19 protein-coding genes are annotated in these 25721 nt (G+C 62.5%); 16 read left to right on the top strand and 3 right to left on the bottom strand.

Annotated features, from left to right (window positions below):
* Positions 1–17: 17 nt before the first annotated feature.
* Positions 18–1190: an ABC transporter substrate-binding protein gene (locus tag AC3ISR_RS17880; RefSeq protein WP_192296690.1), complete on the bottom strand. Its 1173-nt coding sequence runs from the start codon at positions 1188–1190 to the stop codon at positions 18–20.
* A 275-nt stretch (positions 1191–1465) separates the two neighbouring features.
* On the opposite strand from AC3ISR_RS17880, the gene AC3ISR_RS17875 reads away from it, so the two are divergent.
* Both AC3ISR_RS17875 and AC3ISR_RS17870 read left to right on the top strand, forming a co-directional pair.
* On the top strand, positions 1466–2728 hold the full coding sequence (locus tag AC3ISR_RS17875) for a HAMP domain-containing sensor histidine kinase (RefSeq protein WP_463983519.1): 1263 nt from the start codon (positions 1466–1468) through the stop codon (positions 2726–2728).
* On the top strand, positions 2725–3351 hold the full coding sequence (locus AC3ISR_RS17870; protein ID WP_192296688.1) for a response regulator: 627 nt from the start codon (positions 2725–2727) through the stop codon (positions 3349–3351). The genes AC3ISR_RS17875 and AC3ISR_RS17870 overlap by 4 nt, the downstream gene beginning before the upstream one ends.
* A gap of 145 nt (positions 3352–3496) precedes the next feature.
* Here the strand turns inward: AC3ISR_RS17870 and AC3ISR_RS17865 are convergent, their stop codons facing one another.
* Positions 3497–4138 (bottom strand): pentapeptide repeat-containing protein, encoded by a 642-nt coding sequence (locus tag AC3ISR_RS17865; RefSeq protein ID WP_463983520.1) that lies wholly within the window; start codon positions 4136–4138, stop codon positions 3497–3499.
* Positions 4139–4298: 160 nt separating this feature from the next.
* Entirely contained in the window at positions 4299–6194 is a 1896-nt protein-coding gene (gene exaA, locus AC3ISR_RS17860; protein ID WP_463983521.1) for a quinoprotein ethanol dehydrogenase, read from the bottom strand.
* Positions 6195–6449: 255 nt separating this feature from the next.
* Here exaA and pedF point away from each other — a divergent pair, with 255 nt between their 5' ends.
* The 14 genes from pedF (at position 6450) to AC3ISR_RS17790 (ending at position 25716) form a co-directional block, all read left to right on the top strand.
* A complete protein-coding gene (gene pedF / locus AC3ISR_RS17855; protein ID WP_192296685.1) occupies positions 6450–6911 on the top strand; it encodes a cytochrome c-550 PedF in 462 nt (153 codons plus the stop codon).
* Between the two features lie 3 nt (positions 6912–6914).
* Positions 6915–7790 (top strand): substrate-binding periplasmic protein, encoded by an 876-nt coding sequence (locus AC3ISR_RS17850; protein ID WP_463983522.1) that lies wholly within the window; start codon positions 6915–6917, stop codon positions 7788–7790.
* Positions 7787–8536, top strand: coding sequence for a quinoprotein dehydrogenase-associated SoxYZ-like carrier (locus AC3ISR_RS17845; RefSeq protein ID WP_463983523.1), 750 nt, complete (start codon positions 7787–7789; stop codon positions 8534–8536). The genes AC3ISR_RS17850 and AC3ISR_RS17845 overlap by 4 nt, the downstream gene beginning before the upstream one ends.
* A gap of 16 nt (positions 8537–8552) precedes the next feature.
* Complete coding sequence (locus AC3ISR_RS17840; protein ID WP_463983524.1) at positions 8553–9482, top strand: quinoprotein relay system zinc metallohydrolase 1; 930 nt, start codon at positions 8553–8555, stop codon at positions 9480–9482.
* Positions 9483–9589: 107 nt separating this feature from the next.
* A complete protein-coding gene (locus AC3ISR_RS17835) occupies positions 9590–11365 on the top strand; it encodes a PQQ-dependent methanol/ethanol family dehydrogenase (protein WP_192296681.1) in 1776 nt (591 codons plus the stop codon).
* A gap of 121 nt (positions 11366–11486) precedes the next feature.
* Positions 11487–13007 (top strand): acetaldehyde dehydrogenase ExaC, encoded by a 1521-nt coding sequence (gene exaC, locus AC3ISR_RS17830; RefSeq protein WP_463983525.1) that lies wholly within the window; start codon positions 11487–11489, stop codon positions 13005–13007.
* A 240-nt stretch (positions 13008–13247) separates the two neighbouring features.
* Entirely contained in the window at positions 13248–13319 is a 72-nt protein-coding gene (gene pqqA, locus AC3ISR_RS17825) for a pyrroloquinoline quinone precursor peptide PqqA (RefSeq protein ID WP_020289857.1), read from the top strand.
* A gap of 140 nt (positions 13320–13459) precedes the next feature.
* Positions 13460–17740, top strand: coding sequence for an RHS repeat-associated core domain-containing protein (locus AC3ISR_RS17820; RefSeq protein WP_489324393.1), 4281 nt, complete (start codon positions 13460–13462; stop codon positions 17738–17740).
* Positions 17727–18317 (top strand): hypothetical protein, encoded by a 591-nt coding sequence (locus tag AC3ISR_RS17815; protein ID WP_463983527.1) that lies wholly within the window; start codon positions 17727–17729, stop codon positions 18315–18317. Before AC3ISR_RS17820 ends, AC3ISR_RS17815 begins: the two co-directional genes overlap by 14 nt.
* 197 nt (positions 18318–18514) lie before the next feature.
* Positions 18515–19678, top strand: a complete 1164-nt coding sequence (gene ercA, locus AC3ISR_RS17810) for an alcohol dehydrogenase-like regulatory protein ErcA (protein ID WP_124528356.1) — start codon at positions 18515–18517, stop codon at positions 19676–19678.
* The gene (locus AC3ISR_RS17805) at positions 19662–21032 is read left to right on the top strand and encodes an ATP-binding response regulator (RefSeq protein WP_463983528.1); all 1371 of its coding nucleotides are present in this window, start codon (positions 19662–19664) and stop codon (positions 21030–21032) included. The genes ercA and AC3ISR_RS17805 overlap by 17 nt, the downstream gene beginning before the upstream one ends.
* Positions 21033–21238: 206 nt before the next feature.
* Positions 21239–22702: a DASS family sodium-coupled anion symporter gene (locus AC3ISR_RS17800; RefSeq protein WP_463983529.1), complete on the top strand. Its 1464-nt coding sequence runs from the start codon at positions 21239–21241 to the stop codon at positions 22700–22702.
* Between the two features lie 228 nt (positions 22703–22930).
* On the top strand, positions 22931–24574 hold the full coding sequence (locus tag AC3ISR_RS17795) for an MFS transporter (protein WP_463983530.1): 1644 nt from the start codon (positions 22931–22933) through the stop codon (positions 24572–24574).
* Positions 24571–25716: an HlyD family secretion protein gene (locus AC3ISR_RS17790; RefSeq protein WP_192296671.1), complete on the top strand. Its 1146-nt coding sequence runs from the start codon at positions 24571–24573 to the stop codon at positions 25714–25716. Before AC3ISR_RS17795 ends, AC3ISR_RS17790 begins: the two co-directional genes overlap by 4 nt.
* Positions 25717–25721 lie beyond the last annotated feature (5 nt).

The following is a 25721-nucleotide window of genomic DNA, read 5'->3' as shown; positions in this document are numbered from 1 at the left end:
TTATTGTTGTTGTGTGTTCAGGGAAAGCGGCAGGTCACCTCGGGTTTGTCGTAGCCCAGGCTGTCCATTTCGTTGAAAGGGTGCAGGAAACCGTCCTGGGGCGAGGTGCTCACCAGTGCACGGGGTTGCACGATGGGGATTGGCTGGCGCAGTTGGCCATTCCACGGGCGATAGCTGAGCTTGCGGCCCTTGAAACCGTCCAGCGGCAACTGCTCGCTGATCTCCAGCTGGCGGATGTTCATCGGGTCGACCTCGCGCAGCTTGCTCACCGCACTGGCGACGCTGCGCACGGCCATCCAGGCGGCGAAGTCGCGGTCGTTCATCCAGCGTCCGGCGAGGGCTTCGAAGCGTTTTTGCAGTTGGGCGGCGCCATAGGTTTCGACGCTCTTGTGCCAGCCAGTGGGCGTCAGGCCCTGGGTGCCGGCGACCGGGCGCGGGTACCAGGTCTGGTAGGGCACGTATTCGCCGAAGTCGCCGCGCTCGTCGGCGACCAGCACCACGTCGTATTCGGCGGTCTGGGTGAACAACGGCATGTCGGCCTGGGCGCTGCGGCGCTGGTCGTTGTCGAAACGCCAGGCTTTCTCGGCCACCAGTTGCAGGCCAAAACGCTTGGCTGCGCGGCGCAGGGCGGCGGCGTAGGCTTGATCGTCCGCGGTGGGGCCGACGATCAGCAGCGCCTTCTGCCATTTGCGCGTCACCAGAAATTGCGCCAGCGCATCGGCGAGCATGGCCCGGCTGGGCAGGCTGTGCAGCACGTTGCCCAGGCAGTCGGTGCTGCGCAGGCTGTCATCGGGGCTGCCGGCGTTGAACAGCAGGCTGTCGGGCAGTGCGGCGCTGAGTTGGCGCAGGCTGGCGGCGGGGGCGTTGACGACAAACAGGCGCAGGCCTTGGTCGTGTTGTTTCTGCGCGGCGGCAAGCAGGTCTTCGGGGTTATCGACTGTCGCGTCGATCAGGCTGTAGCGCTGGTTGAGAAAGGCGCCGGTGCTGTTGCTGTCGATGATCGCCAATTCGGCGCCGCGCAACCCGGCATCGGTGGGTTCGGCAATCACGTTGGACAGCAACGGCCCCGGGTCCGGGCGATAGCCGAGGTAGCCGATCTGCACTTGCAACGGTGCCTCGGCGGCCTGGCCGGCGGTAGCCCAGGTGAGTGCCAGCAGGCAGGTCACGGCGAAAGGGGCGAGCTGGCGCATAAGGCACTCCAAGACAGTTGGCGCCAGCATATAAAGCCCGGTTACCCCTGCAAATATGCAGAAAGTAGCGCTGGGGCAGTACCAAGGTAGTAGCTCGCCGCACGCGGTGCGGTTTTAGCATGGGGCTCCAGTATCCGCTGCGGGGGTTGCACGATCATGCGAATTATCAAGGCGTTGCTCTTGCCGTTCCTGCTGATCGTCAGCCTGATCGGCATCGACCGCCCCCACGCACCGCGCTCGGCGGCGCTCGTGCCGACTGTGCTGGCGCGCTAGGCATGTCGGCGCTGTGGCGGATCAACCTGTGGGTGTGCGGTTTCTTCGCGCTGGTCACCTGCGCCTGCACGGCGTTGCTGATGCATCAGGCCCTGGCGGATGTGGAGCGCGAGTTGCAATCGGCCGAAGCGGTGGTGCATTACCTGAGTGAAACCGCCGTGCGCGATCCGGCCAGCCTGCAACCACGCCTCACGGCCAGCCTGCGCCATGTGCGCGTGCACTGGTTGGGCGCCGATGAAACCCCGCCCGCGCCGGAGCAAGAGGGGCTGGATGCGTGGCTCGGGCGCCTGCTGTTTGCCCAGGCGCGCCACAGTGCCGAGGTGCTGGACCTGGCCGATGGCCGGCGCGTGTCCATCGGCGTCGACCCGCGTGACGAGATCGATGAGGTCTGGGATTCCTTGCAGCAACTGCTGGGCCTGTGTGCGCTGGCATTGGCCCTGAGCCTGTTGACCATTCGCTGGGCGGTGCGCCGTGGCATGGGCGTGCTGGACGAATTGCTGTTGGCCCTGCAGCACGTGTGCAGCGGCCGTCTCAATGTGCGCCTGCGCGGCGCCGGGGTGCCGGAGGCGCAGCAACTGGCGCGGCATTTCAACCGCATGACCGATGCCCTCGAACAGGCGCGCACCGACAACACCCGGCTGACCCAAACCCTGCTGGCGGTGCAGGAACAAGAGCGCACCCGCCTGGCCCAGACCCTGCACGATGACCTCGGCCAGTACCTGGCGGGGATTCGCGCCCAGGTGTGCCTGTTGCCGCTGATCGCCCATCAACCCGCCACGCTGACGCGTACCGTGCATCTGCTGGAAGAACACTGCGACCACTTGCAGCAGGGCTTTCGCGAACTGGTCCACGACCTTTACCCGGTGGCCCTGCAACACCTGCCGATGGCCGAGGCGTTCGGCATGTTGGTGACGCAATGGCGTGCCAGCCATGGCATCGACTGCCAGTTGCAGGTCAGCGAGGCGCTGCCGCCGCTGTCCCCGGCCGACAAGACCCACCTGTATCGCTTGCTCCAGGAAGCCTTGACCAACATCGCGCGCCACGCCGGTGCCAGCCAGGTGCGCGTGCGTTTGCAGCGTCGCGGTACGCGCCTGCGCCTGTGGGTGCGCGACAACGGCCACGGCGCGCAGCAGCCTCAGCGGCGCGGTGTGGGCCTGCATTCGATGTATGAACGTGCGCGCTGTTTGGGCGGCGAATTGAAGATCATCAGTCATCCCGGCGCCGGTTGGGCGCTGGCGTTGGACATGCCTGTGGAGGCGTCATGAATATTCTGTTGGTGGATGACCACGCCGTGGTTCGCCAGGGTTATGCCAGTTTGTTGCGCGCGTTGTTGCCGGCCATTGAAGTGCGCGAGGCGGCCAGCGGCGAAGAAGCCTTGGCGCGGGTACATGAGGCGGTGCCGAATCTGGTGATCATGGACTTCGGTTTGCCCGGCATCAGCGGCCTGGAAACCACCCGGCGCCTGCGCCAGCGCTTGCCGCAACTGCGTGTGCTGTTTTTCAGCATGCACGATGAACTGCCATTGGTGCGCCAGGCGCTCGACGCCGGCGCGGCGGGCTACCTGACCAAAAGCTCGGCGCCCCAGGTGTTGATCGAAGCGGTGCGGCGCATCCTCGATGGCCACGCCTACATTGAACAACCCCTGGCAACCCAACTCGCCTGCCAGCCCACCGACCCGCGTTTGCACAGCATGACACCGCGGGAGTTGGAGATTTTCCTGATGCTCGCCAAAGGCACCCCGGCGCGGCAGATTGCCGAACAGCTGAGTATCAGCAGCAAGACGGTGTCCAACCACCTGACCTTGCTCAAGAGCAAGTTGCAGGTGAGTTCCCATGCGGAGTTGGTGCATGTGGGGATTGATATGGGGGTGGTGCGGGTGGCGGGGTGACGAGTTCTCTCTGATGCACACCGGCCTCATGTGGGAGCGGGCTCGCGAAAGCGGTGGGTCAGCTAGCACATCTGATACTGACACACCGCATTCGCGAGCAAGCCCACTCCCACACAAGCTCACACACCTATAGATCTGCGGTGCGCTAACGATCCCAGGTGGTGGGGCAATCCTTGCAGCCCTCCATATTCGCATCCTGGAAGTTCGCATAGTGCTGGCGGCTACCCGTAAGGGTGGCCTTCTCCAGATTGCTTTCCCCGAATTTGGCCTCCTGCAAATTGGCATCGCTCAAATCCGCCCCTTGCAGATCTGCCTTGCTCAGCCAGGTCATTTCCAGGTCTGCCGCACGCAGGTTGGCCTTGTGCATCTTCGCTCCCGACAGTCGTGCGAATTGCAGATAGGCCGCGCTGAGGTTGGCGTTTTCAAATTGCGCGCCCTGGGCAAACAGGCCCCAGCCTTGTACGGCCATCAAGGTGGCGCCGCTGAAGTCGGCGAGGCGCAGGTTGGCCTGTTGCAGGCTGGCACGGGTGAGGTTGGCGCCTTGCAGTTGGGCTTTTTCCAGGTTGGCCAGGTCGAGGTTGACGTGGCGCAGGTCGGCATCGCGCAGGTCGGCGCCGGCCAGGTTCATGCCGCTGAGGTTCTGGTTGCGCAGGTTGGCGCCCTTGAGGTTGGCGCCGGGGCATTGGCTGTGTTCGGCAAGGGTGCAGCCGTTGATGATCAGCGGGGCGTCGTCATCGGCGTGGGCCACGCAGACCGCGATCAGGAGCAATACGGGCAAATAGTTCATCACGATACCTTTGTAGTGAGCGGGCTTGCCCCGCGCTGGGCGGCGAAGCCGCCCCAAACGGTCCGCCGCGGTGTTTCAGAGAGACCGAGGTGTCTGGTCTTGGGGCGGCTTCGCCGCCCAGCGCGGGGCAAGCCCGCTCACTACGGCCACCTTGTAAGGGTTATTGTTGGGCGGTTTTCAGATCCCAACTCGGAATCTTGAATACCCAGAACGACCCGCCCTGTGCCACCGGCTTGGTCAGCTCGGCCATGTCGCCGCCCCACAACGGCACCGCGCCGCCGTAGCCGACGGTCACGCCGATGTACTGCTCGCCATCCTGTTCCCAGGTGATCGGCGGGGAGACGATGCCGCTGCCGGTCTGGAACTTCCACAGCTCCTTGCCGGTTTTCGCGTCGAAGGCTTTGAAGAATCCGTCGCCGGTGCCGGTGAACACCAGGTTGCCCTTGGTCGCCAGCACGCCGGCCCACAGTGGCAGGTGTTCCTTATGCTCCCACACCACCTTGCCGGTAGTGGGGTTCATCGCCCGCAGGGTGCCGACGTGGTCGTCATACATGCGCTTGATGCGGAAACCCATGCCCAGGTACGCCGAGCCCTTCTTGTAGTTGACCTCTTCGGTCCAGTATTCCTCTTTCCACTGGTTGCCCGGGATGTAGAACAGGCCGGTGTCCTGGCTGTAGGCCATGGGGTTCCAGTTCTTGCCGCCGAGGAACGGCGGCGACACCTCCACCGGCTTGCCTTTGGTTTCACCCGGCAACGGTTTGGCTGGGCGTTGACCTTCGTTCTCGACGGGGCGGCCAGTCTTGAGGTCGATGTGGCTGGCCCAGGTGATGTTGTCCACGAACGGGAAGGCGTTTTGCAGCTTGCCGTTGTTGCGGTCCACCACATAGAAGAAACCGTTGCGGTCGGCGTGGCCGGTGGCCTTGACCACTTTGCCGTCTTTGCCCTTGTAGTCGAACAACACCAGTTCGTTGTTGCCGGAGAAGTCCCAGGCATCGTTTGGTGTGTGCTGGTAGAACCACTTCACTTCCCCGGTGTTTGGATCGACGCCGACCTGGCCGGAGGTGTAGAGGCTGTCGAAGTTGTGGGGGTTGCCGTCCTTGGACGTGCGCGCCCAGGTGTTCCACGGGCCGGGGTTGCCGGCGCCGACGATGATGGTGTTGGTCTCGGCATCGAAGCTTGCGCTTTGCCAAGGTGCGCCGCCGCCGTGGCTCCAGGCCTCGACCTTGCCGGTTTCGGTCGTCGGGTCATCCGGCCACGAAGGTGCCTTGACGTCGCCGGTCGGGGTGCTGTCCTTGCCGTTGAGGCGGCCCATGTGGCCCTCCACGAACGGACGCATCCACACTTCTTCGCCGGTGTCCGGGTCGCGCGCATACAGCTGGCCGACCACGCCGAATTCATCGCCGGAGCTGCCGTGGATCAGCAGCACCTTGCCGCTGACCTTGTCCTTGATCAGCACGGGTGCGCCGGTCATGGTGTAGCCGGCGGCGTGGTCGCCGAACTTCTTGTTCCACACCACTTTGCCGGTGTTTTTGTCGAGGGCGATCAGGCGCGCATCAAGGGTGCCGAAGTAGATTTTGTCGCCGAAAATCGCTGCGCCGCGGTTGACCACGTCACAGCACGGGCGAATGTTGTCTGGCAGGCGGTGGTTGTAGGTCCACAGGCGTTTGCCGGTCTTCGCGTCGAGGGCGAATACGCGGGAGTACGAGCCGGTGACGTAGACCACGCCGTCGCTGACGATGGCCTGGGATTCCTGGCCGCGTTGTTTTTCATCGCCGAACGAGTAAGACCAGGCCGGCGTGAGCTTGAATACGTTCTTGTCGTTGACCTGGGCCAGCGGGCTCCAGCGCTGGGCGTTGGTGCCCATGCCGTACTGCAGCACGTCCTTGGTGGTCAGGTGGTCGTTGGCGATGTCTTCCCAGGTGACGTTGCGCGTTTGCTTGGCGGCAGGTTCGGCGGCGGCAAAACCTGCCGCACTGAAGGACAGGCTGCCCACCAGCAAAAAGGCTTGCACGGCAAGGCTTACGGGGGAGCGGGAGGGGAGCGATCTTATTGTCATGGTTTGCAGTTCCCAGTTGAGGTTTTGGCCTGCACAGGGTGGTGCGCCGAGGCGCTGGCTGGATACGGAAAATTTCCCGCTGTTGCCGGGAAGACTTCCCGAACCGCCGCTGATTTGGACGTGCCCCACAAGCCCTACTACCAAGGGAGTAGGACGCGACCACCAAAGCAGCATACGGTGCGGGACTGCGGGTTCCTAAGATGGTTGCCATAGCCTCTGCAATGAGGTTTGCGTGCAATCCTGAGGACAAAAATAATGACAACAAAACGCAATGCCTTGCTCGTGGCCGGCTTGTTGGTGGGTGTGATCGGTGTGGGTAACGTCTGGGCCCATGGCAACGTGGTGCCCCAGGCTGTGGAGACCAAAGGACTGACGCCGATCAAGGATACGGGCGTACCGCTCGACGCCGATGGCTGGGCTGCCAACAACCCGTATCGCAAGTCCCCTGAGCACGACAGGGCCGTCGAAATCGGCTCCTCCGCCTACAACCAGAACTGCGCCGCGTGCCACGGTCTGGAAGCCAAGTCCGGCGGCATCGCCCCCGACCTGCGCATGCTCGACGAAGGCGACGCCGGGGATGAGTGGTTTGTCGAGCGCGTGCGCCACGGTGCGGTGCGGGATGGCCGTGTATACATGCCGAAAATGGCCGACTACCTGAGCCAGGAAGCCTTGTGGGCGGTGCGTACGTACCTGGATTCCGTGCGCGTCGAGGAGTAAGCCATGCGCCTGCTCAGCGTCGTGTTCGGCCTGGCCTTGCTGTGCTGCCAGGCGGCACAGGCCCAGGTGCGCAGCTATGACCAGATGATCGCCGCCGGCGAGTTGAAGGTGGCGGTGTACAAGGATTTTGCCCCCTACAGTTTCGACGACGGCGGCACCCCGCGCGGGGTGGACGTGGAGTTGGCCCAGGCGCTGGCCAAGGCCCTGGGCGTGCAACTGAAGCTGATCTGGGCGCCGGCCGGCGAGAAGCTCGACGACGACCTGCGCGACTACATCTGGCGCGGCAGCCCGTTGCACAACCAGCAACTGGCCGACCTGATGCTGCGCGCGCCTTACGACCACGAATACGCGCAGCGGCGCAACGACCAGGGTGAATTGGAAAATGGCCATGTGGTGATGTTCGGGCCGTACCAGAACGAACAATGGCAGGTGGCGTACGACCGCCGCCGCCTGGACAAGGTCGCCAGCGTGGCGGTGTTCGAGGAACACCCCATTGGTGTCGAAGTCGACAGCGTGCCGTCGTTTTACCTGACCTCGGTGTTCAACGGCATGCTGGCACGCAAGACCCGTCACTATCCCAACGTGCCCCAGGCCTTTGCGGCGATGAAGGCCGGGGAGATCGATGCGGTGATGGCGATGCGTGGCGAGATTGACTGGCAGGTGCATCAGGCCAACGACCCGCAACTGGCCCTGGCGCAAAACGCTTACCCGAACATGGGGCGGCAACGTTGGGAGATCGGCATGGCGGTGCATGAAAGCAATCGGCAACTGGCCTATGCCGTGGAGGAAGCGCTGGAAGGCCTGATCCGCAATGGCAGCCTGCAAGCGATCTACAGCCGTTACGGCCTGCGTTACGAAGTGCCCGAGATGTACCAATGAACTGGCGCCTGACGGTGTTACTGGCCTGCCTGTTGCCGTTGGCCGCGCCCGCCAGTGAGGTCGATCCGGTGCCGTCGGTGATGTGGGCGTTCTATCACAAGCAGTTCCTGAACGACGCGCCGTTCGTGTTCGACGAGCGGGTCAAGCTGTTGGCGCCGCCGTTCGCCGAAGACGCGCGGCAGGTACCGTTGGAAATCGATGCGCGGGCCTTCAAGGGCAGGGTGGTGCGCATCTTCGCCTGGGCCGAACTGAATCCGCTGCCCAAAATCGTCGACTTTCAGCCCAAGGCCGGGGTGTTGCCCTGGCTGTCGCTGCGCATCCGCATCGAGCAGGCCACGCCGCTGCGCGCCGCCGTGCTGACCGATGACGGCGTGTGGCACGTCGGCTCGACCCTGATCGACGCCGCCGGCGGCGGCTGCACCGCGCCGAGCGTGGTGCGCACCCAGCCAGGGTGGGAAGAGCATATCGGCGAGGTACTCGGCGGGCGCTACCCCCGTGGCGAGTACAGCCGCGTGCGCGTGCAGGTCGCGCATCCGATGGACAACGGCATGGTCAGCGGCATCCCCGAGTTTTACCTCAACCACGCCCAACTGCTTGGGGACAACGGCCAGGTCATGGCCGAGCTGGAGCTGTTCCCGGCGGTCAGCGAGAACCCCAACCTGGCCTTCGATATTGAGGGCGCCGGGCGGACGCGCCTGGTGCTGCGCGACAACAGCGGCAACGAGTTCGACGCGGCCATCCCCTGACCAGAAGGAGCGCGGCATGCGCTGGATACTGTTGTTGTGCCTGGCCCTGAGCCTGCCCGCCATGGCCGACATGGACTATGCCCTCAAACCCCGGCAGATCGCCGAAGACACCTGGCTGCTGGAAGGCAGCACCGAGAATTTCGCCAAGGCCAATGGTGGCAATATCGTCAATGTGGCGTTTATCGTCACCGAGGCGGGCGTGGTGGTGATCGACACCGGGCCGTCCAGACGCTACGGCGAAGCACTGCGCCAGGCCATCGCCAGTGTCACGTCCAAACCGGTGATCCAGGTGTTGCTGACCCATCATCACCCCGACCACGCCTTGGGCAATCAGGCGTTCAAGGATGTGCCCATTGGCGCCCTGGCCAACACCACAAAGCTGTTGCACGAGCAAGGCGACAGCATGGCGGAAAACCTCTATCGCATGGTCGGCGACTGGATGCGCGGCACTGAAGTGGTGTTGCCGGGCCAAGTGCTGGAGCCCGGTGTGCGCAGCTTCGGCAATCATGATCTGCGCCTGCTGGCGCTGACCGGGCACACCGGCACCGACCTGGCGATTCTTGACCAGAGCACCGGCGTATTGTTTACCGGCGACCTGGTCTTCTACCAACGCGCCCTGACCACCCCCAACAGCCCCGGACTCGCCGCCTGGCTGGCCGACATCACCACTCTGCAAGGGTTGCCCTGGACCCTGGTGGTGCCCGGTCACGGCCCGATCGCCACGGATGCGCAACCCTTCGAACAGATGCGCGACTACCTGACCTGGCTCGATCAACTGTTGCGCGACGGTGCCGCCAACGGCAGCGACATGACCGAGATGATCCGCAGCCCGATCCCCGAGCGCTTCGCCGCCATCAGCCTGAGCCGCTATGAATTGATCCGCAGCGTCAGCCACCTGTACCCGGGCTACGAGCGCGAACAGATGCACCCGCTACTAAGGAACTAGCAAACTCGATACTGCGGTCAATTGTGACGACGGCCCCTGCGCCCAAGAATCTGCACCAGACCGGGAAAATTTCCCGGGTATAACAAAAAACCGCAGAGGTAGCCGTCATGACCCAACCCGCACGCCGCCAACCCTTCGCCTTGAGTGTGTTGCTCGGTGCCATCCTGTTATCCGGCCAGGCCCTGGCCGCCGTGACCGACCAGGACATTCTCCAGGACCCGAAAAACCCCGAGCAGATCGTCACCAACGGCCTCGGCGTGCAGGGCCAGCGCTACAGCCCGCTGGATACGCTGAACGTGGACAACGTCAAGGACCTGCGCCCGGTCTGGGCGTTTTCGTTTGGCGGCGAAAAACAGCGCGGCCAGCAGGCGCAACCGATGGTCAAGGACGGGGTGATGTACCTCACCGGTTCCTATTCGCGGGTGTTCGCGGTGGATGCGCGCACCGGCAAGAAACTCTGGCAATACGACGCGCGCCTGCCCGATGACATTCGTCCGTGCTGCGACGTGATCAACCGTGGCGTGGCGCTGTATGGCGACCTGGTGTTCTTCGGCACCCTTGACGCCAAGCTGGTGGCGTTGAACAAGGACACTGGCAAGGTGGTGTGGAGCAAGAAGGTGGCCGACCACAAGGAAGGCTACTCCATCAGCGCCGCGCCCCTGGTGATCAACGGCAAGCTGATCACCGGCGTGGCCGGTGGCGAGTTCGGCGTGGTCGGCAAGATCGAAGCCTATGACCCGAAAAACGGCGACCTGCTGTGGACCCGTCCGACTGTCGAAGGCCATATGGGCTACGTGTACAAGGACGGCAAGGCGGTGGAGAACGGTATTTCCGGCGGCGAGGCGGGCAAGACCTGGCCCGGCGACCTGTGGAAGACCGGCGGTGCGGCGCCGTGGCTGGGCGGCTACTACGATCCGGAAACCAACCTGCTGCTGTTCGGCACCGGCAACCCGGCGCCGTGGAACTCCCACCTGCGCCCGGGCGACAACCTCTATTCGTCTTCGCGCCTGGCGCTGAACCCGGACGACGGCACCATCAAATGGCACTTCCAGAGCACCCCCCACGACGGTTGGGACTTTGACGGCGTGAACGAGCTGATCTCGTTCAACTACACCGAAGGCGGCAAGGAAATCAAAGCGGCGGCTACCGCCGACCGCAACGGCTTCTTCTACGTGCTGGACCGCACCAACGGCAAATTCATCCGTGGCTTCCCGTTCGTGGACAAGATCACCTGGGCCACCGGCCTGGATAAGAACGGTCGGCCGATCTACAACGAAGCCAGCCGCCCCGGCGCGCCGGGCAGTGAAACCAAGGGCACTTCGGTGTTCGTAGCGCCGGCGTTCCTCGGTGCGAAGAACTGGATGCCAATGGCCTACAACCGCGACACCGGGCTGTTCTACGTGCCGTCCAACGAGTGGGGCATGGACATCTGGAACGAAGGCATCGCCTACAAGAAAGGCGCGGCGTTCCTCGGCGCGGGCTTCACCATCAAGCCGTTGAACGAGGACTACATCGGCGTGCTGCGCGCCATCGACCCGAAAACCGGCAAGGAAGTGTGGCGCCACAAGAACTTCGCGCCGCTGTGGGGCGGGGTGCTGACCACCAAGGGCAACCTGGTGTTCACCGGCACGCCGGAAGGTTTCCTGCAAGCGTTCAACGCCAAGACCGGCGAGAAAGTCTGGGAGTTCCAGACCGGCTCCGGCGTGCTCGGCTCGCCGGTGACCTGGGACATGGACGGCGAACAGTACGTCTCGGTGGTCTCCGGCTGGGGTGGCGCAGTGCCGTTGTGGGGCGGTGAAGTGGCCAAGCGCGTGAAGGACTTCAACCAGGGCGGCATGCTCTGGACCTTCAAGTTGCCCAAGGAACTGGTGGCCAAGCACTAGTTCTACGACCAAATGACCATAGCCCCCCTGCCAACGGCGCATTCGCCCGGTAGCGGGGGCTCTTTACTATCGGCTCATCGCCTGTTGACCAACAGGCCCGGACCCCGACAGAGGCCTCATCATGATCTACGCACAACCCGGCACCCCAGGCGCCATCGTCAGCTTCAAGGCGCGCTACGGCAACTACATCGGCGGTGAATTTGTCGCGCCGATCGATGGCAAGTACTTCACCAATACGTCGCCGGTGACCGGCGAAGTCATCGCCGAATTCCCACGCTCCAGCGCCGCCGACATCGACAAGGCCCTCGACGCCGCCCACGCCGCCGCCGACGCCTGGGGCAAGACCTCGGCCCAGGACCGTGCGCTGGTGCTGCTGAAAATCGCCGACCGCATCGAGCAGCACCTTGAAGTACTGGCCGTGGCCGAGACCTGGGACAACGGCAAGGCCGTGCGCGAAACCCTCAACGCCGACGTGCCTCTGGCTGCCGACCACTTCCGTTACTTCGCCGGCTGCATCCGCGCCCAGGAAGGCGGCGCCGCCGAGATCAACGAACACACCGCTGCCTATCACTTCCACGAGCCATTGGGTGTGGTCGGGCAGATCATTCCGTGGAACTTCCCGCTGCTGATGGCGGCCTGGAAACTCGCCCCGGCGCTGGCCGCTGGTAACTGCATCGTGCTCAAGCCGGCCGAGCAGACGCCGCTGTCGATCATGGTGTTTGCCGAGTTGATCAATGACCTGCTGCCACCGGGCGTGCTGAATATCGTCCAGGGCTTTGGCCGCGAAGCCGGCGAAGCGCTGGCCACCAGCAAGCGCATCGCCAAGATCGCCTTTACCGGCTCGACGCCCATCGGCGCGCACATCATGCATGCGGCCGCCGAGAACATCATCCCGTCGACCGTGGAACTGGGCGGCAAGTCGCCGAACATCTTCTTCGAAGACATCATGAGCGCCGAGCCACAGTTCATCGAAAAGGCCGCCGAAGGCCTGGTGCTGGCGTTCTTCAACCAGGGCGAAGTGTGCACCTGCCCGTCGCGGGCGCTGGTGCAGGAGTCGATCTACGACGCGTTCATGGCCGAGGTGATGAAAAAGATCGTCAAGATCAAGCGCGGCAACCCGCTGGACACCGAGACCATGGTCGGCGCCCAGGCGTCCGAGCAGCAATACGACAAGATCCTCTCGTACCTGAAAATCGCCCAGGAAGAAGGCGCGGTGCTGCTCACCGGCGGCGCGGCCGAGCGTTTGGAGGGGGACCTGTCCAGCGGTTACTACATCCAGCCGACCCTGCTCAAGGGCCACAACAAGATGCGCGTGTTCCAGGAAGAAATCTTCGGCCCGGTGGTGGGCATCACCACCTTCAAGGACGAAGCCGAAGCCCTGGCGATCGCCAACGACAGCGAATTCGGCCTCGGTGCCGGCCTGTGGACCCGCGACATCAACCGTGCCTACCGCATGGGCCGCGCGATCAAGGCCGGCCGCGTGTGGACCAACTGCTACCACCTGTACCCGGCGCATGCGGCGTTTGGCGGGTACAAGAAGTCGGGTGTGGGGCGTGAGAACCACAAGATGATGCTGGATCACTACCAGCAGACCAAGAACCTGCTGGTGAGCTACGACATCAACCCACTCGGGTTCTTCTAACTCTCAAATTGCAATGCAATCCCCCTGTGGGAGCTGGCTTGCCTGCGATGGCGGTGTATCAGTTACAAGTTTGTAGCTGACCCACCGCTATCGCAGGCAAGCCAGCTCCCACATTTTGATCTCTGCATGCCTGAGACTAATGCAGTGTGGCCGCTACTTCGAAAGTACCATTCACCCCCCACCCCCCCCATGCATTAATGACCCGACCGGAATCTTCCGGCACAACAAGAGGAACGTCCCATGTGGAAAAAACCCGCGTTTACCGACCTGCGTATCGGCTTTGAAGTGACCATGTACTTCGCCAGCCGTTGATCTACCGCCGGCCAGTCTCGTGCTGGCCGGTGCTCAAGCGGTCTTTGGGACCCGTCCTACGACCCCCTCGGAAAGTCTCACCTGAGAAATAACGGTACTGCGTGATTTGATCCTGCCTTTTCGGACAGGGACTGTTGCGCATGACGGATACGCTGTGGGCTGCCCGCGAGGGCGACGCGCTGTTGCACAGCTCGATGCTGGCGGACGTGTTGGGCGGCGTGCTGGAAGTTGCGGCGACGGTGGCCGTGACGGCACTGGCCACGGCGGCCGTCGTGGCTGCAACCGGCATCAGCGTGGCGACAGGTGGCCTGGGCTGCGTTGTGCTGGGGGCCGTGGTCGGTGTGGTGGTCGGGCTCGGCATGGGTGCAAGCGGCGCCGATAAAGGCCTTTCGCGATTATGTGAGTCTTTCGCCAACGCACTCTTCCCACCCGTCATCGATGCATTCATCAGCAACGGTTCGCCGGATGTGTTTATCAACGGCAAGCCTGCAGCGCGGGCGGCCGGAAAAGTCGGCGCCGCCGTGCCAGAAGCGGGCAGTGAACCGACTTATCTGGATATCGCCGAAGGTTTTTTCTCTCAGCTCTGGCGCCCTACGGTCGCTGCGCCGGTGGCGGGCGCTATACCTTGTCCTGCCGATACCGTCGACTGCACTAAACACCCGCCCATGCCGGAGCAGTACCTCGCCGAAGGTTCCAGCAAGGTATTCATCAACGGCCAGCCCGCCGTACGCAGTGGGGACAGAAGCACCTGCGAAGCCACGGTGGGCAAGGTGCAGATTTCGTCCAACGTGGTCATCGGCGGCGCGCCGGTGGTGGTGCGTGAGATTCGCAGCGGCAAGACGCCGGGTGTAGGGCTGGCGGTAACGGCGCTGTTGGCATTGCGCGGTGGTGGGGCGAAGTTCTTCAGCACGTTGCCCTGTATGACGGTGGGTGGGTTGGTGTCGTGGGGCACAGGGCAGGTGAGCAACGCGCTTGCGTCAGCAGTGCGCGGCTCGCCCAACCCGGTGCACTGCGCCACGGGGGCGAAGATTCTCGACGGTGACGACGACCTGGATTTTGCATTGCCTGGCCTGTTGCCAATCGAGTGGCAGCGCTATTACAGCAGCCGGGATGAGCGCCGTAACGGTCTGTTCGGTGCGAGTTGGAGTGTGGCCTATGAGGTTTTCGTCGAAATGGGCCCGCATCCCGAAGGCGGCGAACGGCTGATCTACACCGACGAGCAGGCTCGGCAGATCGACATGGGCGTGATCCCGCTAGGTGCTGCGGTGTTCAGCGCCGGCGAAGGCTTGAGCGTACGCCGCCATGCCAGCGGCCACCTGCTGATTGAGCGTGTCGACGGGCTGTATCGGCTGTTCGAACCCACACCGGACAACCCTGCGCATTTGCGCTTGGGCCAGTGGGGAGATCGCAATGACAACCGCGTTTTCCTCGACTATGACGATCAGGGCCGCCTGAGCCAGTTGCGCGATACCTTTGGCGTTGTGCGAATCGAGCTGAGCTACAGCCAGCAATGGCCCCGCCGTGTCGAACAGATCGAGCGCCTGTACCCCGATCACCGTCGTGAAACGCTCTCCAGCTATACCTACGACACGCGCGGCGATCTCGCAGCCGTGCGCGATGCCGATGGGCATGTTCAGCGCCGCTTCGCCTATGACAGCGCCCAGCGCATGGTCGAACACCAACTGCCCACCGGCCTGCGCTGCTTTTACCAATGGGCCTGTGTGGACGACCGTGAATGGCGAGTGGTACGGCACTGGACCGATGAGGGCGACGATTATCAGTTTGACTACGACCTGCTAGTCGGGCTTACGCGGATTACCGATGGCTTGCAACGGGCCAGCTCCCGCAAGTGGAACCCGCAGTACCAGATCACCGAATACACCGACAACCTGGGGCACACCTGGCAGTTCGATTGGAATGACGAGCGCCAGTTGTTGGGGGCTACCGATCCTCTGGGTGGCCAGTGGCGATTCGGCTACGACGAATCCGGCAACCTGTGCAGCACACAAGATCCGCTGGGCCGTATTGAATCGACGGTGTGGCTGGAACACTGGTCGCTGCCATTGGTTGAAACCGATGCAGCCGGCCACAGCTGGCAGTATCGATACGATCAACGCGGCAATTGCGTCAGTGAAACCGACCCGCTGGGGCACGTCACGCGCTATCACCATGATGGGTTTGGACAGGTGGTGGAGATCATCGACGCCACGGGCAAGCACAAGACCCAACGCTGGAATGAAACCGGGCAGTTGCTTGAACAGGTCGATTGTTCGGGCTATGCCACAAGGTTCGAGTACGACCGTCGAGGTCATTTACAAACCGTTATCGATGCAGTCGGTGAACGCCAGCGTTATCAACACGACAGCCGCGGCCGATTGCTTCAAATCGAAAGGCCCTACGGTTACATCGAACACTACCTGCGCAACACCAGTGGTCAGTTGAGCGCCTACATCGATGCGGCGAGCCACACTACCCGCTACCAATATGACCGGCGCGGGCAACTGCTGCGGCGCATAGATGCCCATGGCCGCCAGATCGAATATCGGCACGATGCCTACGGTCGATTGCAAACCCTGACCAACGAAAACGGCGAGCACTATCGCTTCGCCTGGGACCAGGGCGACCGCCTCACGCAACAGCAAGACCTCGATGGCAGTGCGCGGTGTTATGCCTATGACGCGCTGGGTTACTTGATCGCAGTCGAATACCTCCCTTTGGATGAGGCCTCTTCCCTCGTGCATCGCCTGGAGCGTGACGCAGTCGGTCGTCTGTTAGCCAAGGAGACCGACGATGGCCGAACCGAATATGCCTACGACGCGTTGGACCAACTCACCGACGTCACCACCACCGACCGGCAAGGCAATGCTCAAGCACTGGGTTTTGCCTATGACGCGCTTGGCCAACTGACGTGCGAGCAGAGTGCAACCGGCAAGCTGCAACACCACTACGACGAACTCGGCAACCGGATCCAGACGCAACTGCCCGATGGCCGCAGGCTCAACCGCCTGCACTACGGCAGCGGCCACCTGCACCAGATCAACCTGGACGGCCAAGTCATCAGCGACTTCGAACGCGACCGCCTGCACCGCGAAGTCCTGCGTACCCAAGGCCGGCTCAGTACCCGCCACGCCTACGACCGCAGCGGTCGCCTGCGAACGCGCACGCGTCAGTCTCAACTGTCGGCCACTGTACAAACGCACTACGAATACGACCCAGCCGACAACCTGATCGGTCGCGTCGAACCCCATCGCAACCATCGCCAACTGCTGCACTACGACGCAACCGGCCGGATTATCGCTAGTCAGGACAGCACTCAAAGCCAGCTGGAAACCTTCGGCTACGACGCTGCCGCCAACTTGTTGGACGGGGCACAGTCTAGTGCCGGCTTAGTGAGGCACAACAAGCTACTGACCTACCAGGACAAACGCTACCGCTACGACGGCTTCGGTCGAATGATCGAAAAACGCAGTGCTCTGCGTGGCCTGCAACGCTTCACCTACGACGCCGAACACCGGCTGATTGAAGTGCAAAGCCACAATGGCAGCGTAGTACGCATGACCTACGATCCGCTGGGCCGGCGCATCGCCAAAACCGAGCAGGACAGCAGCGGTTATCTATTGGGCGAAACCCGCTTCACCTGGGATGGCCTGCGCCTGTTGCAGGAGCATAAACACCGCCAGACCAGCCTTTACGTCTACGTAGACGAAGGCTACGAGCCGTTGGCGCGAGTCGATGGCATCGGTCCGCAACAGAAGATCCGCTACTACCACAACGACCTCAACGGCTTGCCGGAGCAGTTGACTGAAACCGACGGGCACAACGTCTGGAGCGCGACCTATCGGGTGTGGGGCAGCACGCTGGAAGAGGTACGTGAGCCTGACTACATTGAAGAACAGAACCTGCGGTTCCAGGGGCAGTATCTGGATCGCGAGACGGGGCTGCACTTCAATACGTTCAGGTTTTATGACCCGGATGTGGGGCGGTTTACGACGCCGGATCCTATAGGGTTAATGGGCGGTCTGAATCTCTATCAATATGGGCCTAACCCCATTTTCTGGATCGATCCATGGGGTTGGAGTTGTGTTCAGTTCAAGCGTTGGAGAAGAGGGCAGGCGATAGATAAACCTATGCCCAACGGCAAGGCGCCCGAGTGGGATGTAGTCAGAAGCCGATACTGGAAAAACCGCTATACGGCCTCAAAGTCTTCAGGTGAGTTCAGCCCTGCCAACATGAGTCGTATGGAGCGCGGCGCTGCGCCGACGGATGCGAACGGAAAATCGATGGAGTTGCATCACCACATCCCCCAACGTAAGGGTGGAGCAGATATCAACAACCCTATAAATTTGCGTGAGGTCACTCGGGAACAGCACGCTGCGATTGATGAATTCAGACACCTAGGAACAAACAATGACCGCTATTGAAATCATCACGGAATTCGTCGAAGGGGCCATTTCACCCAAAGCATTTGAAGCGATGGTCTACTCAGATCCAGAAGTCAAAGCGTTGCTTGAAGTTGAGAGCAACCTTCCGGCCTATATCAATGAGCCCGATCTTTACAGCTATGTAATCGCTCAGGACTATCTGAATCTGGAGTGCATCTACAATGTTCAAACGCTGCTTTCTGCAGTTTTGAGTAAAAACGGCATTGCTCATACCGTAGAAAAAAAGTATGAAAACCTATTCAACCTGACACTAAAAGTTCAGCCTAAATGGCTGTCGTTGTCTGCTGAATATTTTTCAAAACTGGTAGAAGAGCAAAAAAATCTTAGCCCTAAGGAGCTGCAGTCTTGGCTGAAGAATAAAATAAAAACTGATTTCAGGTGCCTGAAAGCAACTCCTAAATGGTTGCAAGGCCCCGATTGGCCGGTGGTAGACGGAAGACCGACGGTTTTCCTAGGGCAGCTCGACATCAGTGAGTTGAGTCATGACTACGCCCAGGCTTACCTGTTTTTTGATGAAGAGAAAAAGATCTTCCATACCATCACTCAAGCATGTTGATTATTCTGCGCTGACGCTTGCCCAGTAGTGTGCGGGTACCGCGTCCCGTGATGTTTATGGCTTGCTGAGACAAGGCAGGTAGCGCTGGATTCTGCACGGTAGTGGTCTTGAAAATGACCCATTGGTCTGATTGCAATCGCCCCCGGATCGGTTAGTGTGGAGCCCATCCTTCCAAAATAATAAAAACAGGCTTTCCAATGAGCCCAAACCTCAGCCTCCTGCGTAAATTCGTCTCGCCAGAAATCATTTTTGGCGCCGGCTGCCGGCACAACGTCGGCAATTACGCGAAGACCTTCGGCGCGCGTAAGGTGCTGGTGGTCAGCGACCCCGGGGTGATCGCCGCCGGTTGGGTCGCCGACGTCGAAGCCAGCCTGCAAGCCATCGGTATCGATTACTGCCTGTACTCCGCCGTGTCCCCCAACCCCCGCGTTGAAGAAGTGATGACCGGCGCCGAGGTCTACCGTGAAAACCACTGTGACGTGATCGTCGCCATCGGCGGCGGCAGCCCGATGGACTGCGGCAAGGCCATCGGTATCGTGGTCGCCCACGGGCGCAGCATTCTCGAGTTCGAAGGCGTGGACACCATCCGCGTGCCCAGCCCGCCGCTGATCCTGATCCCCACCACCGCCGGCACCTCGGCGGATGTCTCGCAGTTCGTGATCATTTCCAATCAGCAGGAGCGCATGAAGTTTTCCATCGTCAGCAAGGCGGTGGTGCCAGATGTGTCGCTGATCGACCCGGAAACCACGGCGAGCATGGACCCGTTCCTGTCCGCCTGCACTGGCATCGACGCGCTGGTGCATGCCATCGAGGCGTTCGTCTCCACCGGCCATGGCCCGCTGACCGATCCCCATGCCCTGGAAGCCATGCGCCTGATCAACGGCAACCTGGTGCAGATGATCGCCAACCCCACCGACATCGCCCTGCGCGAGAAGATCATGCTCGGCAGCATGCAGGCCGGACTGGCGTTCTCCAATGCGATCCTTGGCGCGGTGCATGCCATGTCCCACAGCCTCGGCGGCTTCCTCGACCTGCCCCACGGGCTGTGCAACGCGGTGTTGGTGGAGCATGTGGTGGCGTTCAACTACAGCTCGGCGCCGGAGCGTTTCCAGGTGATTGCCGAGACGTTCGGCATCGACTGCCGGGGCCTCAACCACCGGCAGATCTGCGGGCGGTTGGTGGAGCATCTGATCGCGTTGAAGCACGCGATCGGTTTCCACGAAACCCTCGGCCTGCACGGGGTACGTGTGGCGGATATTCCGTTTTTGTCCGAGCATGCAATGGATGACCCGTGCATCCTCACCAACCCGCGCGCGTCGAGCCAGCGTGATGTTGAGGTCGTTTATGGCGAAGCACTCTGACGACCCGCAACGCGCGCTGTCTGCGCTGCTGGGGCTGGGCGACCAGTCGGCGCGCAAGAGTCACTACCCGGAGCTGACCGCACGCCTGGATGAGTTGGAGGCCGAGCGCAAGCGCTATATCCGCCTCAACGACGAGTTGGAGCAGCGCGTCGCCGCACGCACCGAAGAATTGCTGGAAGCCAACCACAACCTGCAGCAGCAGATCGCCCAGCGCGAACAGATCGAACAGGATCTGCGCGACGCCCGCGACGCCGCCCAGGCCGCCAACCGCAGCAAGGACAAGTACCTCGCCGCCGCCAGCCATGACCTGCTGCAACCACTGAACGCGGCACGGCTTTTGATCGCCACCTTGCGTGAGCGCCAGTTGCCCGATGTCGAGCGGGTACTGGTGGAACGCACGCACCAGGCGCTGGAAGGCGCCGAGGATCTGCTCACCGACCTGCTCGACATCTCGCGACTCGACCAGGCAGCGGTCAAGCCGGATGTGGCCCTGTATCGCCTGGATGAAGTATTCGCGCCGCTGGTCTCGGAATTCCAGTCGGTGGCCCAGGCGGCCGGGCTGAATTTGCGCGTGCACACCGGGCATTACGCGGTGCGCACCGACCTGCGCTTGTTGACGCGGATTCTGCGTAACTTTCTCAGCAACGCCTGCCGCTACACCGACGACGGCTGCATCCTCCTCGGCGCACGACGCCGGGGCGATTGCCTGCGCCTGGAGGTGTGGGACACTGGGCGCGGGATTGCGGCGGATCGGCTGGAGGCGATTTTCCTTGAGTTCAACCAGCTGGATGTCGGCCGTGCAGCGGATCGCAAGGGGGTGGGGTTGGGCTTGGCGATTGTCGAGCGGATCGCCGAGATCCTTGGCTACCCGATTGCCGTGCGCTCCTGGCCGGGGCGCGGCTCGATGTTCAGCATCGAAGTGCCGCTGAGTGCCGAGATGCCCCTGGCGATCAGCCAACTGCCGGTACAACCGACCACCGGCAATCCGCTGCCGGGGCGGCGCTTGCTGGTGATCGACAACGAAACCAGCATCCTCGAAAGCATGAGCGCGCTGCTCGAACAGTGGGGCTGCGAAGTGCTCACCGCCACCGACCAGGCCGGTGCGATGGCGGCGTTGCAGGGCAGGGCGCCGGAGTTGATCCTCGCCGACTATCACCTCGACCACGGCGTGGTCGGCTGCGAGGTGGTCAAGCAGTTGCGCGAGCATTTCGCCTGCAAGATCCCCGCGGTGATCATCACCGCCGACCGCACCGACCAATGCCGTCGCGCCTTGCGTCGGCTGGAAGCGCCGTTGCTGAACAAACCGGTCAAGCCCGGCAAGCTGCGGGCAGTGTTGAGCCAGTTGCTCAGCTGAATATCCAGGTCCAGCTATGTAAACCCGATCCTCTGTGGGAGCGGGCTTGCTCGCGAATGCGGTGTATCAGTGAATACATTTGCTGACTGACACTCCGCATTCGCGAGCAAGCCCGCTCCCACATTTGAATCGCTTGATACCCGTCAACACCGCGTGCGGCAAAATGCACCATGCTCAAGGCCCGATCTAGAGCCTTGGAGCACCCGATGAGCGCTGCACCCTTCAAATTGCCCTTGGGCCTGGTCATCGCCGTACTGGTGATGGCCGGGGTGCTGCTGTTGCCGCTGCCGGCGGATTTGCCGGTGGCCGGGCATCGCATGCTGGCGATCCTCGCGTTTGCCGTAGTGGTGTGGATCACCGAGGCGGTGTCCTACGAGGCCAGCGCGATCATGATCACGTCGCTGATGGCGTTCCTGTTGGGCACTGCGCCGTCGCTGCAAGACCCTGCGCATCTGATCGGCACCAGCCCGGCCATCAGCATGGCGTTGACCGGGTTCTCCAACCCGGCGCTGGCGCTGGTGGCGGGTGCGCTGTTTATCGCGGCGGCCATGACCCACACTGGCCTGGACCGGCGCATTGCGTTGGTGACGCTGAGCCGGGTCGGCACCAGCACCCGGCGCATCCTGCTGGGGGCGATTGCCGTGACCATCCTGCTCAGCCTGGTGGTGCCCAGCGCCACGGCGCGCAGTGCCTGTGTGGTGCCGATCATGATGGGCGTGATCGCTGCATTCGGCGTGGACAAGCGTTCGAACATCGCCGCCGCGATCATGATCGTGGTGGCCCAGGGCACCAGTATCTGGAACGTCGGCATCCAGACTGCTGCGGCGCAGAACCTGCTCACCGTCGGTTTCATGGACAAGATGCTTGGCCAACGCGTGTCGTGGATCGACTGGCTGATCGCCGGGGCGCCGTGGGCGTTGATCATGTCGGCGGTGCTGTTGTTCCTGGTGCTCAAGCTGCTGCCGCCGGAGACCGATAGCATTCCCGGTGGCAAGGAGGCGGTGGCCCAGTCACTGGTGGACATCGGCCCGATGACCGGGCCGCAGAAACGCCTGCTGAGCGTGTCGGTATTGTTGCTGCTGGCCTGGGCCACCGAAGGGCGCCTGCACAACTTCGACACCACCTCGACCACTTACGCCGGGCTGGTGTTCCTGCTGCTGCCGGGGCTTGGGGTGATGACCTGGAAGGATGTGCAGTCGCGCATTCCGTGGGGCACGGTGATTGTGTTTGGTGTGGGCATCAGCCTGGGCACCGCGCTGCTGACCACCCAGGCCGGGCAATGGCTGGGCTCCCAGGTGGTGGCGCATACCGGCCTGGATCAAGTCGGGCCGCTGGGGGTGTTTGCGATCCTGGGGGCGTTTTTGATCCTGATTCATTTGGGCTTCGCCAGCGCCACGGCGCTGACCTCGGCGTTGCTGCCGATTTTGATTGCGGTGTTGCAGACCTTGCCTGGGGAATTCAGTCGGTTGGGCATGACCATGTTGCTGGGGTTTGTAATGAGCTACGGGTTTATCCTGCCGATCAATGCGCCGCAGAATATGGTGTGTTTGGGCACCGGAACGTTTACGGCGCGGCAGTTTGCCAAGGTGGGGATTCTGGTGACGCTGATCGGCTATGGCTTGATGCTGGTGTTCGCTGCCACTTACTGGAGCTGGCTGGGCTGGATCTGACTCAGAACACGCCGCAGATCCAATGTGGGGCTTGCTCGCGAATGCGCAGTGTCAGTCAGCAAATGTAGTGACTGATCCACCGCATTCGCGAGCAAGCCCGCTCCCACACAAGCCTGCTCCCACATTTTTTCTGGTGCACACTTCAGTCATCATTTGGACCTTCTCGATGGCAAGATGAACTTCGCTCAGGTTTACTGTCTCTGAGTACCGGTTTACCTGAGTCGTCGAATGGACAAATACACCCCCCTCACCTGGCAGCCCCACGAGCGGCCGAGCCTGCCCGGTTCGCCGTCCACCCCCTTGCACCCGACGCCCAAGCGCTGGCTGTTCGCACTGGTCGGCGTGCTGGTGGCAATCACCGGCGGCTTGGGCAACGCGCTGGTCATCGCCAACCTGCAATACCTGCAAGGCGCCCTCGGTGCGACCACTGCGGAAATGGCCTGGCTGCCCGCCGCCTATGTGATGACCAACGTGTGCATGAACCTGTTGCTGGTGAAGTTCCGCCAGCAGTTCGGCCTGCGTGCGTTTACCGAGGTGTTCCTGGTGCTGTACGCGCTGGTGACCTTCGGGCACTTGTTCGTCAACGACCTCAGTTCGGCGATTGCGGTGCGGGCGGCCCACGGCATGGTCGGCGCGGCGCTGAGTTCGTTGGGCTTGTATTACATGATCCAGGCCTTCCCGGCCAAGTGGCGTTTGAAATCCCTGGTGCTGGGCCTGGGCACGGCACAACTGGCGTTGCCGCTGGCGCGGTTGTTCTCCGAGGACTTGCTGCAAATTGCCGAATGGCGCGGCTTGTACCTGTTCGAACTGGGCCTGGCGCTGATCTGCCTGGGCTGTGTGTTCCTGCTCAAGTTGCCGCCTGGTGATCGTTTCAAGACCTTCGAAAAACTCGACTTCCTGACCTTCGCCCTCTTGGCCAGCGGCGTGGCCCTGCTGTGTGCGGTGCTGTCCCTGGGCCGGATCGACTGGTGGCTGGAAGCGCCGTGGATCGGCGTCGCCTCGGCGTGTTCCCTGGTGTTGATCATGGCTGGCCTGGCCATCGAGCATAACCGCGCCAACCCGATGCTGATGACTCGTTGGCTGGGCAGCGGGGTGATGATCCGCCTGGCGTTGGCGGTGATCCTGATCCGCATGGTGCTGTCCGAGCAGTCCACCGGCGCCGTGGGGTTCATGCAGGTGCTGAACATGAGCTACCAGCAAATGCACACGCTGTACCTGGTGATGCTGGCCGGGGCGATTGCCGGGCTTGCGGTCAGCGCGTTGACGATCAACCCGGCGCATCTGCTGATGCCTCTGGTGATTTCCCTGGCGTTGATGGCCACAGGTTCGGTGATGGACAGTTTCTCCAGCAACCTGACCCGCCCGCAGAACCTGTACATCAGCCAGTTCCTGCTAGGCTTCGGCGGCACGTTCTTCCTTGGGCCGACCATGGTGCTGGGCACCAAGAACGTGCTGGCCAACCCACGCAATCTGGTGAGTTTTTCAGTGATGTTCGGCATTTGCCAGAACCTCGGCGGCCTGATCGGCGCGGCGCTGCTGGGGACGTTCCAGATCGTGCGCGAGAAGTTTCATTCGAGCATGATCGTCGAACACCTGACCCTGCTGGACCCCCGTGTGGCCGCGCGGGTGGCGAGCGGTGGCTCGGCCTACGGTGGTGTGATCGCCGACCCTGAGTTGCGCAACCTCATGGGCATCCGCAGTCTCGCGACGGCGGCCACCCGTGAGGCGAATGTGATGGCCTACAACGATGTGTTCATGCTGATCGCGATCATCGCGATGCTGACCATGATCTGGATCTTTATCCGCAGTCTGTGGCTGATGAGTACCACTCGAGCAGCCACTCCCGTTCAACCCAGCGGCGCACCTACATGACCGAACCTTCAACCACGACCACCACCGCCATCGCCGCCACCCCCGAAGGCAGCACGCCGCCGGGCGCGGTGCCCACCGAACTGCGCCCGCTGCGGGTGCGGATCATCTCGTCCCTGGGCTTTGCCGCGATTGCCATTGTCGGCGTGCTGATCGTGCTTTACGCCTGGCAACTGCCGCCGTTCAGCAGTGCAGTGGAAACCACCGAAAACGCCCTGGTGCGCGGGCAGGTCACGATCATCGGGCCGCAGCTCAGCGGCTACGTGTTTGAAGTCCCGGTGCAGGACTTCCAATACGTAAAGACCGGCGACCTGCTGGTGCGCCTGGATGATCGCATCTACAAACAACGCCTCGACCAGGCGCTGGCACAGTTGGCGGTGCAGAAGGCGTCGCTGGCCAACGTGGTGCAGCAACGCAACAGCGCCGAAGCCACCATCAAGCTGCGCCAGGCGGCGTTGGCGGACAGCGAGGCGCAGGCGCGCAAGAGCACCGCGGATTTGCGCCGCAATGAAGAGCTGATCAGCGATGGTTCGGTGTCCCGGCGCGAGCTGGACGTGACCCGTGCCGCGAACGCGCAGACCCTCGCGGCGGTGGCCCAGGCCCAGGCGAGCCTGGAAATCGCGCGGCAGGATTTACAGACGGTGATCGTCAATCGCGGTTCCCTGGAAGCGGCGGTGGCGAGTGCGGATGCAGCCGTGGAACTGGCGCGGATCGACCTGTCGAACACGCGCATCACCGCACCACGTGACGGCCAGCTGGGGCAGATTGGCGTGCGCCTGGGGGCCTACGTCAACTCCGGCGCGCAACTGATGGCACTGGTGCCGCCGCAGTTGTGGGTGATCGCAAACATGAAGGAAACCCAGATGGACAACGTGCAGGTGGGGCAACCCGTGACGTTCACCGTGGATGCACTGAACCACCGCAAGTTTCATGGCACGGTGCAGCATATTTCACCGGCCACCGGGTCGGAGTTCAGCCTGTTGCAGGCAGACAATGCCACCGGCAACTTTGTGAAAATTGCCCAGCGGGTGCCGGTGCGGATTACGGTAGATGCGGATCAGGCCGAGAGCGAACGGCTGAGGCCGGGGTTGTCCGTGGTGGTCAGTATCGACACCGCAGGGCGCCTCAAAAACAGCCCACCGTGACACTG

Source organism: Pseudomonas sp. GL_117 (genome assembly GCF_057835125.1).
The sequence above is the reverse complement of the archived record's forward strand: the minus strand, read 5'-3'. Positions and strand labels throughout refer to the sequence as shown.